This window comes from Aquimarina sp. AU119 (assembly GCF_900312735.1).
GTDB lineage: Bacteria > Bacteroidota > Bacteroidia > Flavobacteriales > Flavobacteriaceae > Aquimarina > Aquimarina algiphila.
Genome location: NZ_OMPF01000022.1, coordinates 1 through 12,883, shown reverse-complemented (window position 1 = coordinate 12,883; position 12,883 = coordinate 1). Strand labels below are relative to the sequence as shown.

13 protein-coding genes are annotated in these 12,883 nt (G+C 30.7%); 5 read left to right on the top strand and 8 right to left on the bottom strand.

What is annotated here, in order from left to right:
- Positions 1-975: 975 nt before the first annotated feature.
- The 4 genes from DK442_RS17890 (at position 976) to DK442_RS17875 (ending at position 5,296) form a co-directional block, all read left to right on the top strand.
- Positions 976-1,305, top strand: a complete 330-nt coding sequence (locus DK442_RS17890; RefSeq protein WP_160114248.1) for a type II toxin-antitoxin system HigB family toxin — start codon at positions 976-978, stop codon at positions 1,303-1,305.
- Between the two features lie 10 nt (positions 1,306-1,315).
- Positions 1,316-1,837, top strand: coding sequence for a type II toxin-antitoxin system HigA family antitoxin (locus tag DK442_RS17885; RefSeq protein ID WP_109437272.1), 522 nt, complete (start codon positions 1,316-1,318; stop codon positions 1,835-1,837).
- A 10-nt stretch (positions 1,838-1,847) separates the two neighbouring features.
- A complete protein-coding gene (locus DK442_RS17880; RefSeq protein WP_109437271.1) occupies positions 1,848-3,518 on the top strand; it encodes a KGGVGR-motif variant AAA ATPase in 1,671 nt (556 codons plus the stop codon).
- A 1,448-nt stretch (positions 3,519-4,966) separates the two neighbouring features.
- Positions 4,967-5,296, top strand: coding sequence for a hypothetical protein (locus tag DK442_RS17875; protein ID WP_109437270.1), 330 nt, complete (start codon positions 4,967-4,969; stop codon positions 5,294-5,296).
- Between the two features lie 22 nt (positions 5,297-5,318).
- On the opposite strand, the gene DK442_RS17870 is transcribed toward DK442_RS17875, so the two are convergent.
- Positions 5,319-5,909, bottom strand: a complete 591-nt coding sequence (locus tag DK442_RS17870; protein WP_109437269.1) for a hypothetical protein — start codon at positions 5,907-5,909, stop codon at positions 5,319-5,321.
- A gap of 83 nt (positions 5,910-5,992) precedes the next feature.
- Here DK442_RS17870 and DK442_RS17865 point away from each other — a divergent pair, with 83 nt between their 5' ends.
- A complete protein-coding gene (locus DK442_RS17865) occupies positions 5,993-6,217 on the top strand; it encodes a helix-turn-helix domain-containing protein (RefSeq protein ID WP_109437268.1) in 225 nt (74 codons plus the stop codon).
- 179 nt (positions 6,218-6,396) lie between these two features.
- Here the strand turns inward: DK442_RS17865 and DK442_RS17860 are convergent, their stop codons facing one another.
- From DK442_RS17860 to DK442_RS28870, 7 genes are all read right to left on the bottom strand, one after another.
- The gene (locus DK442_RS17860; protein WP_109437267.1) at positions 6,397-8,349 is read right to left on the bottom strand and encodes a heavy metal translocating P-type ATPase; all 1,953 of its coding nucleotides are present in this window, start codon (positions 8,347-8,349) and stop codon (positions 6,397-6,399) included.
- 12 nt (positions 8,350-8,361) lie between these two features.
- Positions 8,362-8,568 (bottom strand): GDCCVxC domain-containing (seleno)protein, encoded by a 207-nt coding sequence (locus DK442_RS17855; RefSeq protein ID WP_109437266.1) that lies wholly within the window; start codon positions 8,566-8,568, stop codon positions 8,362-8,364.
- 5 nt (positions 8,569-8,573) lie between these two features.
- Positions 8,574-9,161: a mercuric transport protein MerTP gene (merTP, locus tag DK442_RS17850; protein ID WP_109437265.1), complete on the bottom strand. Its 588-nt coding sequence runs from the start codon at positions 9,159-9,161 to the stop codon at positions 8,574-8,576.
- Positions 9,162-9,222: 61 nt separating this feature from the next.
- A complete protein-coding gene (locus DK442_RS17845; protein ID WP_109437839.1) occupies positions 9,223-9,576 on the bottom strand; it encodes a DUF3703 domain-containing protein in 354 nt (117 codons plus the stop codon).
- A 55-nt stretch (positions 9,577-9,631) separates the two neighbouring features.
- The gene (locus tag DK442_RS17840) at positions 9,632-10,045 is read right to left on the bottom strand and encodes a Fur family transcriptional regulator (protein WP_109437264.1); all 414 of its coding nucleotides are present in this window, start codon (positions 10,043-10,045) and stop codon (positions 9,632-9,634) included.
- Between the two features lie 2 nt (positions 10,046-10,047).
- A complete protein-coding gene (locus DK442_RS17835) occupies positions 10,048-12,234 on the bottom strand; it encodes a TonB-dependent receptor (protein ID WP_109437263.1) in 2,187 nt (728 codons plus the stop codon).
- A gap of 48 nt (positions 12,235-12,282) precedes the next feature.
- Complete coding sequence (locus tag DK442_RS28870; protein WP_370444665.1) at positions 12,283-12,600, bottom strand: DUF6660 family protein; 318 nt, start codon at positions 12,598-12,600, stop codon at positions 12,283-12,285.
- Positions 12,601-12,883: the final 283 nt, after the last annotated feature.

The window sequence follows — 12,883 nt, the reverse complement described above, 5'->3', positions numbered from 1 at the left end:
AAGTTTAAAACGGCCTCAGAAAATTTTGGAACAAACAATAGGCAAAGAAACGTCAATATTTTAGAGACTTAGTACTAAGGTTTAATTAAAGCTAATCATAATCATTCTATCACAAAGCAATCTTATAAGTTAGAATGCTTTCTAAAATATAACGACTGCGCCGTAATTGTTTCCAAAGTTTTGTGCAGCCTTGATTTTTTTGTTTCTTTTTGTATCAAGACAAAAAGATATGCAAACCCTCAAAATGTTCAATCGGAGTTCTGCATATAGCATGTGCATAGAAATTATCTCGTAGAGTAATTTTATGCTTATGCGGCAACTTCACGAGAATCGCGTAAAAACTTTTTTTACGTATATTTTATCGAATACGTGATTTATAATACACCTAAAAGTTTTGCTTTTTATGGCGTTGGCTATGCGGTTGGAAATTGTGTTTAGAAATAAACGCCATAAGCGTTTAATTTATAAAAAGCAATCGAGCGCATAGGCAGCGGCAATTTTACATAACGGCAAATTATAGCTACAAATATGAGCAGGATGTTTCAGCAATAGTTTTTTGGAATTATTAATGACCCCAGTAATACACATTACTATGAAATTGAATCACTGTGGGATATTTTACATAATATTACATTATAGCTATCAAATAGCGAAAACCCCATATAATACTAAAATGAGATATTTGTACTATAATGTACTTGCGTTATGTCACTTTGCTTTGGTAAAAGCAAAGTTTCATTGTTTTACAGTTTATTTTAAAAGTTTTCTAACGAAAAGTTCCTTTAAAAAAAGTAATGAAACACTTATTGCCCGAAACGACAGTAGGAGAGTAGGGGAATGTGTGTGGAATGGGAATGGTTCTTAAATGTTAATTATTTATAAAAAGTTCTCTTTTTGCGAACTTTTTGTATATTTGTTTTAAACGTATCATAAATAATGGCCCGTGTAGTTGCAAGAAAGCATATTATTAATTTCATGAATAATCATTCAAATTATCGTGAAGGATTAAAAGCTTGGTTGTCTATTGTTGAATCCAGCACGTGGAAAAAGCCCCAAGATATCGTTAATACTTTTGGATTCAAAGCTGTAGATCTATTAGGAAAAAAAGATACAAAACCTTCAACCAAATCTAGTGAAAGAGTAGTAATTGATATAAAAGGGAATCATATCAGAGTTATTGCAAAGTATCAATTTCATCCAACAATTAAGAAATCAAAATTATATTTAAAGTGGATTGGTACTCACGCAGAGTACGATAAACTAAAAAAAACAAAATCTCAATACGACATTGACATGTTCAACTAAATCTACCTAAATGAAAATTAAAGTATTAAAAACTGAACAAGACTACCAAGAAGCTATCACATTGTTAGAAGAGATCGGCGATGACCCTAACTTTGAGAATAATCCAAAGTTAATTGATGAATTTGAATTATTAGAAAAGCTGGTGACCGATTATGAGAATGAAAAATTTCCAATTGAAAAAGGTGATCCGATTGAAATCATCAAATTAAAGATGAATTATATGAATTGGAAACAAAAAGATTTAATACCAATTATAGGGAATGGAAGTAAAGGGATAGTTTCTGAGGTAATGAATAAAAAAAGAGGACTATCTAAAGCAATGATAAGAAATTTATCAAAGCACCTAGGATTAAATCAAGAAATCCTTAATACACCATATGATTTGATAAAAGATAAAAAAACAAAAACTATAGCTACAGCCATAGAAGACACTTCAGTTTTTAATCCTTTTAATTTTGATAAACAAGTTTCAAAATGTATTAATTCATACTCAAATCGAGTACGCAAGAATGGTATGTTATTAAATGTATAATTAAGTTAAAATGAAAACCATAACTTTTTATTCTTACAAAGGTGGAGTAGGTAGAACACTTGCTTTGTCAAACATTGCCAAAAGATTATCAGAATTTGGTAAAAAAGTTTGTCTACTAGATTTTGATTTAGAGGCTCCAGGACTACATCATAAGTTCAGGAAAAATATTGCTCAAGAAAAAATAAATAATGGAATTGTTGATTATATTTATGAGTTTTCACAAAATAAAACTCTTCCATCTAATATATCTGATTATGTAACAAAAGTAAGTTTTCAAAGTAAATATCTAGAAGATATAGATTTAATTGCTGCGGGGGATACTAATTCAAAAGAATATTGGAGAAAGCTATCAATGATTAATTGGAATGAATTATTCTATCAAGAGAATAGCCAAGGAATAGCCTTATTTGTTGATTTAAAAGAGAAATTAAAAAAAGAATTAAATCCAGACTTTTTAATTGTTGATTCTCGAACAGGGATTACTGATGTATCAGGTATCACAATGTCAATATTGGCAGATGAAATAGTCTTAATGGCTGCAAGAAACTGGGAAAATATAGAGGGTATTAAACAGGTTATAAATACATTGACCATTCCAGAAAACTCTTTTAAAGAAGGTATACCTAAAATTAATTTTGTTCTGTCTAGAATACCATTCTTTTCTGATCCAAAAGAAAAATATAAGGTGCAGTATGCAAAAAGTTCAATCTTTGAAACAATTAATAAATACTTAGATAATAATAATGATAACGATTATCAACTTGAGAAAATATTTTTAATACATTCGGATCCAGAATTAGAATTGGAAGAAAAATTCAAAATTGGATATGAATATGACAGGAATAATTTGGATGATCAAAAACCTCCAACATCAATTGATTATTTGGAATTGTTTCAAGAACTTACTAAAAATGAACTTACTAAAAATGAAAGAGAAAGATTTAATGCACTAAGAAGAGCGAAATTACTTATTGAACAAGCAAAAAAATCTAATGATAAGTCAAATAAAATTAAGCTATTAGAGTCTGCATTGAATTTAAACCCAGAATCAAATGAGATATATCATGATTTAGCTGTATTAAGTTATGAAATTGGAGATTACAAAAATGCTAAAAAATTTATTGAATTAGCTTTAAGTATTAACTCAAATTCAATCAAGTCATTATACATTAAAGGGTTGACTCTTAGTAAATTAAATAAAAAAATTGAAGCGGAAAAAATATATCTTGACATTCTCAAAAAGAATGATAGATTCTTGGGTGCTATGATTGGATTGGGGCACATATATAATGACAAAGGAGAAAATGAAAAGGCTTTAGAATATCATATGAGAGCAGTTGAAATTAGACCAGATTTTGAATATGGATATAATTCAGTTGCGAATGCTTTGAGAAATATAGGAAATTACGAAAAAGCTCTAGATTATATCTACCAAGGTTTAGCAATTAATCCTCATAATATTTATCTTACAGTAACATTGGCTGAAGTTCATGCTCATTTGAATAATAATAGAGAGTTTTATAAAAATTTAGAATTGGCATTTACGTTTGGATTAGATAATGATCTTTTTCAAGAAATTATTATTAAAGAGTCCATTTATAAGCCATATTTACAAGATAAGAAGTTTTTAGACCTGTTAGATAAATATAATATTACCATAGATTTTTCACTATTTGTCTAATTGTCTAAATATTATGTAAAATAGAATCTAAATGTTTTAAAAACGGCCTCAGAAAACTTTGGTTAAAACAATAGGCAAAGGAGCGTCCATATTTTAGAGGTTTAGTACTAAGGTTTATTCAGAGTCATACATATTCATTCTAGTTATTAGCGATCTTATGAGTTAGAATGTTTTCTAAAATATAGCGACTGCGCCGTGATTGTTTCCAAAGTTTTATGCAGCCTTGATTTTTTTGTTTAGCTCACAAGGTTAATATTTTTTTAGAGGAGTTCGTGAATCTCCTGTTTTATCAAGGAAAAAGATAATGCAAACCCTTAGAATGTTGAATCTTAACAGAATTATAGCATGTGCATAAATGTTGAATCTTAACAGAATTATAGCATGTGCATAAAGGAAAAAGATAATGCAAACTCTTAGAAAAGTTTAATTAGAGTTCTACAGTTAGCATGTGCATAGACGAGTTTACGAAATTGATCCTGTGAATCAATTTTGTAAAGCTGCGAGATGATGCGGCTGGATAATGTTTACAGAGATACGAATCATAAACGCTAAAAATGCTTATGCGGCAATGTCACGAGAACGGCGTAAAAACTTTTTTCACGTATGTTTAATCAAATACGCGATTTATAGTGTACTTAAAAGTGTTTGCTTTTTTTGGTGTGGCCAAGCGTTGGCAAATTGTGTGTAGAGAAAAATGCATTAAGCATTTTTATTTACAAAACAATAAAGCGGTTGGGCGCGGCAATTTTACATAACGGCAAATTATAGCTACAAATGTCAAACGTGAGGTTTAATTTTAAACGCCACAAAATAATTCTAATGACCCCAGTAGCTAATATGACTATGAAAGAGAATTACTGTGGGATATTTTACATAATACTACATTATAGTTACAATAGAACTATAGAACTAGAGATCCGCAAATTGGCTTTTACATAATTGCTGACGATATAAAACACCTGACGGTGTTATGATATCTGCAATTATGTAAAATGCAAGCATCCGCCAATTTGCTTCAATAAATACATTTGTACTATAATTTATATTATGTAAAATAGAATATTTAAGAAGCTCCCTACCGGTTAAATTTGTTATACTCTTTTAATTCCATAAATTCTGCTTACAATCACACACTTTTATAAGGATTCATTTTATTTTGCTATATTCAATTAAGTTTCTAACATACTTTTATATTGAAAGAATTTAACCCCCTACAGTATTTTTTATATCTCAGTTGTCTCACAGTTATTATAACGTCACTTTTTTTTGACAAACATTATTTGAGCATTTTGCTTCCTATCACGTTACTATTTCTATTGCTTACCTATTTATACCAAGTTTTTAAAAGAAAACATCTAAAAATAAATTTCTTTTTTATCATTAGTGTTATGTCTTTAATGATATCAGACCACTTAATATATGTAAGTTTTACAGATTACTTTTCATATATGTGCATTTGTATCATTATTTATGCCTTATTTTCTTCTTTAGCATTAAAAAAGTATTGTGCACCTATTACATTTCGATGGAAAACGACAATGACACTTCCATTATTCATTAGTATTGGTTTACTGGGGTATCTTATTTTTTCAATTTCAGACTTGGTATTAGAATTACTACCTAATGCTATTCCTTATATTGTATCTACAATTTTGACATTATTGTTATATGCTGGAATTTCCTATTATATATATGTATCAGACACTTATAGTCATGGTGTTAAACTGGCTAGTTCCCAAAAATTTGTAAAATGTACGTTAAAATACATAAGTATCTGATAAACAATTATTTAAAAAAAACTTAAACTTGTTTATTTACTAATTGTACAACTTCAAAAGGAAATTTAAAACCTTTAATTTTACAATCACTTGTTCTTTCGATATAGATCAACCCTTTTTTCTCCAGATTATTTATGATTTTCCATAATTCTCTATCTTCCAAATCATTGTTGAAGATGTGTTTGTAAATTAACATTTTTGATTTTAAATTTATCATTCCCTTTAAGATAAACCTTTCCATTTCTGAGATTTCAGCATATTGAAATTCAAGGTCTGTTTCGTCGATTTGAGAGTAACCAATATAATTTGGAGAATAAGTTTTACATGAATCACATATCTTTCTAGCCTGATTTGAAATATTTTTAAAATGATTTCTATTATTGATATTTACATTATAATTAGAATGGCAAAGAGAACAATTTTCTTGTTTAATTATCAAGCTTGAGTATTTTTCGACTATTAAATTTAATTCGTCTAAGCTAATTCCATATTCATTTTTTAGGTTTTGAAGTTCATATTTGAATCTTTCATTTTCATCACGAGACCAATATTTTGATATCAACGTGAAGAAATTCTCAGGGGTTTGACTAGATATTAGAATTTCGTATTCCATTGTAAACTTAGCTAACTACATGTAAATATAATGACATTTATGTCATTACAAAAGTGACTGAATCTTAAGAATTTTCCATTATTATGGGAGGTCATCTTAAAAACACTAAACTACTTCAACAAATAGCTACAAAATTAAAAGCTTTAAGAGAAAAAAATGGACTCACACAAGAAGATGTATATAATGACACTGGTATACATATATCTAGAATTGAAACTAGTAGAGGTAATATTACGGTAAGCACGCTTTCATCTTTATGTGATTACTTTGAAATAAAACTTTCAGATTTCTTTAAAGAAATAACCTAGATACGATGAAGTTTCAAATATGGAATTTAACTCAGTTAATTTAAAAATTATTTAAATAATGATTTTTCGGGTAGGTTTGAATTCAAAGAAGTTGGTTTAAACAACACGTAAATTTGATAAATATTAAGTCTTTATATTTTTTTGATTATAAAGTTTTATAAAACCTCCTAACCAAATATTTACCATTGTAGCCTTTGTAATCTAACCGCGTTCAAAATTGCTAATAATGCTACTCCCACATCTGCAAATACTGCTTCCCACATTGTAGCTAAACCTCCAGCACCTAAAATCAAGACAATAACTTTAACTCCAAATGCTAATATGATATTCTGCCAAACAATTTTACGGGTAGAACGACTTATTTTAATTGCTCTAACCACTTTTGAAGGTTGGTCGGTTTGAATGATGACGTCTGCTGTTTCAATAGCCACATCACTTCCTAAACCACCCATTGCAATACCTACATTACTTGCTGCCAAAACAGGTGCGTCATTAATACCGTCTCCGATAAATGCTACTTTGTTTTCTGGGTTTTGTTTTAGCATTTCTACTTCATTCAATTTGCCTTCAGGTAACAATCCACCTTTAGCATTTTCAATATTCAATTCTTTAGCTACTTGTTGCGTAATGGAATCTTTATCACCGGAAAGCATAATTATGTGCTTAACACCTGCTTTTTGCAATTCTGTTATCGTTTCTTTGGCATCCTCCTTTAGTTCATCCGCAATCACCACATAACCTGCAAAGAGATTATCGATTGCTACTAATACTATAGATTCTACAATAGATTCGGTTTCTTTAGGAACTTCAATAGCATTAGCCATCATTAAGGCTTTATTTCCTACTAAAACAGTTTTACCGTTTATAGTTCCTTTTAAGCCTTTACCAGCAATTTCAGAAACTTCCTTCGCTTCAAAATTATCTCCATTTTCTTTATATTTCATAATGGCTTTTGCAATAGGATGTGTAGACTGCTCTTCCATAGCCATTAAGTATTTCATAAATTCGGATTCATCCCAACCGATAGCTTTAATTTCCTTGATTTTGAAAACACCTCTGGTAACGGTTCCTGTTTTATCCATTACCAATGTATTAATTTTGGTCATTGCATCTAAAAATGAAGCACCTTTAAATAAGATACCATTCTTTGATGCAGCACCCAATCCACCAAAATAACCTAAAGGGATAGAAATCACCAATGCACAAGGACAAGAAATAACCAAGAAAATTAATGCTCTGTATAGCCAATCTCTAAAGACATAATCATCAATGAAAAAATAAGGCAGAAAAGTAACACCAATAGCTAAGAAGACCACTATTGGCGTATATATACGAGCGAACTGCCTGATAAACAGTTCTGTTTTAGATTTACGTGCAGTAGCGTTTTGAACTAAATCTAATATTCTAGCTATAGAACTATCTTCAAATTTACTAGTAACTTCAACTTCAATAACACTTTCTAAATTGATACTACCTGCATATACTTTGGCCTCTTTTAAAATAGAATCAGGTTTACTTTCACCTGTTAAAGCTGCTGTATTCAATGAAGCTTTTTTAGATAATAACACCCCATCTAAAGGAATTTTTTCACCTACTCGAATTTGAATTTTTTCACCAATGTTAACATCTTCAGGTGGAACACTTTTATAGTCACCATTGCGCGAAACAATAGCTTCCTTTGGTCTAACATCTAACAAAGCTTTGATATTTCCTTTGGCTTTTTTAACTGCCGCTCCTTGAAACAATTCACCTACCGCATAGAATAGCATTACTGCAACACCTTCAGGGTATTCACCAATTATAAATGCACCAATTGTAGCAATAGACATTAAAAAGAACTCGGTAAATACATCACCTCTTTTAATGCTTTTATAACCTTCTTTTACTACCGGAAATCCAACAGGTAAATAGGCGATGCCATACCAAACAATTCGTAACCAATCTTTAAAAAGGGTACTAACAAAATAGTCTAGCATTATCCCAATAATAAGCATTGTAAAACTTGTGATTGCAGGGATATAGACTTTTAATGCACTAGTATTTCCGTGGTCGTGATTGTGACCATCATCTAGACTATGTTGTTCTTCAGAATTTGGTTTTATATCTCTTAAATTAACTTTCTTTTTTTTCATTTGTTATTTCGATTAACAACAACTTTTGTTTTGTTGAATTGGTGGACAAGGAACTGTACCGTAAGAACAATATACACAGCAGTCGCCTTCATTTGGTTTTAGAATAGTCCTACATTGTTCACATTCATAAAAGAATTCACAAGCGTTCGTTGGCATTTCTTCCACCTTTTTATGACCACAATTGGGACAAGTGATTTCAGAATTTATTATAGTACGCATTAGTTTTATTTTTTGTCAGTTACTTTATAACCTGTTGAGTTAATTGCTTTCTCAATTTCCGATTCATTGGTTTTGGTTTTATCAAATTCAATAATAGCGTTACCATTTTCGTATGAAGTTTTTGAGTTGACAATTCCGTTTAGTTTATTTACTTCTTGGTTTACGTGTGCTTCACAACTTGAACAGGTCATTCCACTTATTTTAAATTCAGTTGTTTTGATGTTCGATTTATCAACAACAATAACTTGTTTTTCCGTTTTTGAATAAAAAACACTTGAATAGTATGGAAAAGCCAACATAATAATCGATAATACTGTTACAATTCCTAAAAACGTTTTTGATTGTATAAACTTTGGTTTTTCGTCTGTATCACATTCACAGTCTATCTCTTTCTTGGATTTTAGTTTTTGATACCAAGCCAAGACTAGAACTGAAATTGTAATTCCGATTAAGTAAGGTCGAAATGGCTCTACCCAAGAAAATGTTGATGCCATGCCACTTGTTCCCGCAATTAAAGCCAATACAGGTGTAATACAACAAATTGAAGCAGTAAGCGCAGTTAGCAAACTTGTGATTACTAATTTATTTTTCATTTTAAGTTACTTTAGAAATTATAAGTTCAATTGATAAGGCTATATATTGCCTTACTTGGTATTAAAATAATGATTTGATGTCATCAGGAATAGGCATACGCTTTAAAGGAGGTACATTTGCACCTCCCGTATTGCCAAGAGGAACGTGATTTATAAACGACTTCCAACCACCAACAGCTAACCGTAATAACTGCCCTAGTACTTCTTTGGTATTCTTTTGCATTAAACCAAACTTTAACATTAACCAATGGGAGTAGGTATGTTCTATTGGGTAAGACTGACCTATTATATGGCTACGCTCTAAATGATACCAAGCATTACTAAATTGCTTATTTACTAAATAGTAACTGTATTGTTCTAATTCGTTTTTATAGGCTTGTTTAAGATTTTTAGGTATTTTAATATTAAACTTCATATCCATTAATTTTAGATAAAAGTAGTTTAATAGTTAGTGCAATGGAAGTGCATTTTTACCCACTACATTTATCACAAATACCTTTGACCACCAAGTTTACATTTTCCGAAATAAAACCATCAGGGACTTTAATTTGTGGAATTTTATGATCTGTTAAGCAAATGGTTTCATTACAATTATTACAATGGAAATGTAAATGTAAATCAGTTTTTATGTCGCAATTACATCCTTGTTCGCATAATGCATATTTGGTTATCCCTGTACCATCATCTATTTGATGAACGATCACTTTGTCCTCAAATGTTTTTATTGTTCTGTAAAGCGTTGTTCTGTCAGCTTTTTCAAATGCATTTTCTATATCACTTAACGTAACCGCAACTTGTTTCTCCGCAAGAAACTTATAAATTAACAAGCGCATTGCTGTAACACGTATGTTTTTTGACTCTAATAGTTGTTCTATTGTTTGCATAATTAATCGTCATCTTTGTTTCCGAATGGTTTAATTAAAAGTCCTACACTAAAAATGAAACCATCCGTAGGTGCATAAATCTCTGGAAAAACAGGATTTTCGTGTGGTGGTAAAACCAAAGGTGAAAACCTGCTTTGTCTTCTATCCGTAAAGTTTTCAAAGTTTACAAATACACTTCCAAATTTAAAATTACGCATTAGTAGTAATCCCATTGTTATAAAATCTGTAGTTTCCGCTCCGTTTGACAAAAATTGCTTTCCTGTATAGTAGGTTTCATAGCCAATTCTCCACTTTTCAGATTCGTACATTAGCACACTACCGGCATTGTGTTTTGCTGTTAATGGTTTTTGAGGATTATCAGGTAAGTAATTTAGCTTGGTATCAATAAAGGCATAGTTTAAAAACCATCTAAAGTCTTTGTAAGTAAATTTAATATTTGTTTCTGCTCCTTTACTAAAGATTTCATCTGGTGCATTTTCAAATTGAAATAATCCGTTATTTGTTGAATTTAAAAGTAGTCCATCATTTATAGCAGTAACGTAGAATAATTGATTTACAGAAAAACCAATCTCATCGGAAAAACGAGTTTGATAGTTCAAATCGAAATTAACACCATAAGAACGTTCTGCATCTACCGTTGATTTATCTATTGCGAGAACATTTTCAAAGTTAATATACTCTGCTTCTTCTGTAAAAATATCTGGAATCTTATACCCTAAACCTCCACCAATTCTACTTGAAAATCCACTATTGTTTTTATAGAGTAATGAAATTCTTGGTAGCGGAAAGAAACCAAAATCATTATTGTAATCTGCTCTTAATCCCGTTTCCAATATCCAATTATCGGAAATGTCATAGATATTATTTGCAAATGCTCCAAAGGTCAGATCTTTTTGGTCTCGTTGTAGTGGTGCATCATCATCTTCATCAAAGTCTGAGGTATATAGATTGGCTCCAATTATCCAATCCGTTTTTTCTGATGCTTTGTTGTACGTAATTTCAGTAAAAGTATTAGTCTGCTGACCATCAAAGTTAAAATCGGGAACAGTTAAATTTCTATCGAAAAAAGAGACGCTATTTTTAAACTCTAATGAACTAACAGAATCTAATTTCGTTTGATATACTAATTGACTGCTTAATCTTTTTGAATTGTTCTCTTCTGTATATTGATGAATACCATCTTCTCCACTTTCAATTTTGGTAATATCTCCACCAATCCTATCGTCATATGTTCCGTTTAACCCAAACCAAAGAGTTGTTTTCTCTGATGGATAATAAAACAATTTAGGGTTAAATGAAATTGATGTAGTTTTTGGTAAATTGCTAAAGCCATCATCTTCGGGATCATATACTTTTTGATAGTGACCTGATCCGTAAAGAGAAAAACCAAACTTCTCGTTTCGTTTGCTGTAAAATATATTGGCTGTACTTCCTAATGCCTGGGTTTGGGTAAGCATAATATCTAATGCAGGTTCTTCATCTGGCGTTTTAGATACCATATTTACTAATCCTGCTATTGCGCCACCTCCATAAAGCGTTGAGGAACTTCCCTTGATAATCTCAAATTGTTGTAAGTCTAAAGGCGGTATTTGAAGAATACTTAAACCACTTGAAAAACCACCGTATAAAGGAAACCCATCTCTTAATAGTTGCGTGTATCTACCATCTAATCCTTGAATTCGAATATTTGTGCTACCACTACTTAAAGAAGTTTGTTGCATTTGTATTCCTGTGCTTTCACGAAGTACCATAGAAATATTAGTAGGGTTCATTATTGCTTTTTCTCCTAATTCCTCTGCGCCAATAAATTCAATTCGTGTTGGTATTTTTTTAACGGTTCTAGTGCTTCTCGTAGACTGCAATACTATAGCATCTAATTCATTACCACCTTCTTTGAGTTGTAATATCAAATCTGTGTCGCTTGGAACTTGAATTACTACTTCTAATGTTTCAAAACCTAAAAAGGAAATAATTATTTGATGCTGACCATTAGGTATTTCAGTAAACTTTGCAATCCCATCGAAGTCGGTTACTACTCCTTTTTCGAAAGCTTCAAAGTAAACTGTGGCGCCCATCAAAGGCTCGTTTTTCGTTTCTGTGATAACTTTTATATTTACGTCTGATGTTTGAGCCTTTAACGAAAGGCACAGTAATAGAATGAGCTTAATGCTCAATATGTATTTGTTCATTGAAAATAATTGTGATTAACTAAAAAATTGATTTAAAATCGTGTTGTTTTAGCTAATTACTTGTGGCGGTTGCCAAATATTGGAATGAAAGTTAAATCTATAATTCGACTTATAAATAGATATTACTTGAGTAGAAATTTTGTGAAAATTTAATAACTCAAATGTCACCAAAGGTTCATAGGTAATCGATATACCACAACAGTTGCAGATACAGGTAACAGGACAAGAATCGTCACTATCTTCTTGATGATTATGTTCAATATCTATTTCCTTGTGTTGCTGGTCTTCTTTATTTTGACCATCAGAACAAGGCTTTGCTGATAAGAACAGTATCGTTAATGATAATATGACTGTTAAAAATTTCATTATCGCAAAGTTAAAAATTATTTGATGCAATGGCTGTGCAAAGTTCGGATAAATGACTTCCATTAAAAAGTATAGTCTTTGATACTAATTAGCCTCCTTTGCAGTAGTTCTATAAAACGTACTTTTTAATGTATTTCTTTTAGGGAAAATAATTCACCTCTCATATGTGGTCCTGTAAGCTCCTTTCTTGGTTCTTTTTATTAGTTTACTAAATTAACCTTTTATGAAACTTATCTCCTATATGCCAATAATGTATTTTTCGAATTTGAATATCTTCTTATGC

Excerpts from the sequence above, each read along its gene's own strand:
- DK442_RS17890 (WP_160114248.1), top strand. The coding sequence starts at position 976 with ATGAATAATCATTCAAATTATCGTGAAGGATTAAAAGCTTGGTTGTCT.
- DK442_RS17885 (WP_109437272.1), top strand. The coding sequence starts at position 1,316 with ATGAAAATTAAAGTATTAAAAACTGAACAAGACTACCAAGAAGCTATC.
- DK442_RS17880 (WP_109437271.1), top strand. The coding sequence starts at position 1,848 with ATGAAAACCATAACTTTTTATTCTTACAAAGGTGGAGTAGGTAGAACA.
- DK442_RS17875 (WP_109437270.1), top strand. The coding sequence starts at position 4,967 with ATGTGCATTTGTATCATTATTTATGCCTTATTTTCTTCTTTAGCATTA.
- DK442_RS17870 (WP_109437269.1), bottom strand. The coding sequence starts at position 5,909 with ATGGAATACGAAATTCTAATATCTAGTCAAACCCCTGAGAATTTCTTC.
- DK442_RS17865 (WP_109437268.1), top strand. The coding sequence starts at position 5,993 with ATGGGAGGTCATCTTAAAAACACTAAACTACTTCAACAAATAGCTACA.
- DK442_RS17860 (WP_109437267.1), bottom strand. The coding sequence starts at position 8,349 with ATGAAAAAAAAGAAAGTTAATTTAAGAGATATAAAACCAAATTCTGAA.
- DK442_RS17855 (WP_109437266.1), bottom strand. The coding sequence starts at position 8,568 with ATGCGTACTATAATAAATTCTGAAATCACTTGTCCCAATTGTGGTCAT.
- merTP (WP_109437265.1), bottom strand. The coding sequence starts at position 9,161 with ATGAAAAATAAATTAGTAATCACAAGTTTGCTAACTGCGCTTACTGCT.
- DK442_RS17845 (WP_109437839.1), bottom strand. The coding sequence starts at position 9,576 with ATGAAGTTTAATATTAAAATACCTAAAAATCTTAAACAAGCCTATAAA.
- DK442_RS17840 (WP_109437264.1), bottom strand. The coding sequence starts at position 10,045 with ATGCAAACAATAGAACAACTATTAGAGTCAAAAAACATACGTGTTACA.
- DK442_RS17835 (WP_109437263.1), bottom strand. The coding sequence starts at position 12,234 with ATGAACAAATACATATTGAGCATTAAGCTCATTCTATTACTGTGCCTT.
- DK442_RS28870 (WP_370444665.1), bottom strand. The coding sequence starts at position 12,600 with ATGAAATTTTTAACAGTCATATTATCATTAACGATACTGTTCTTATCA.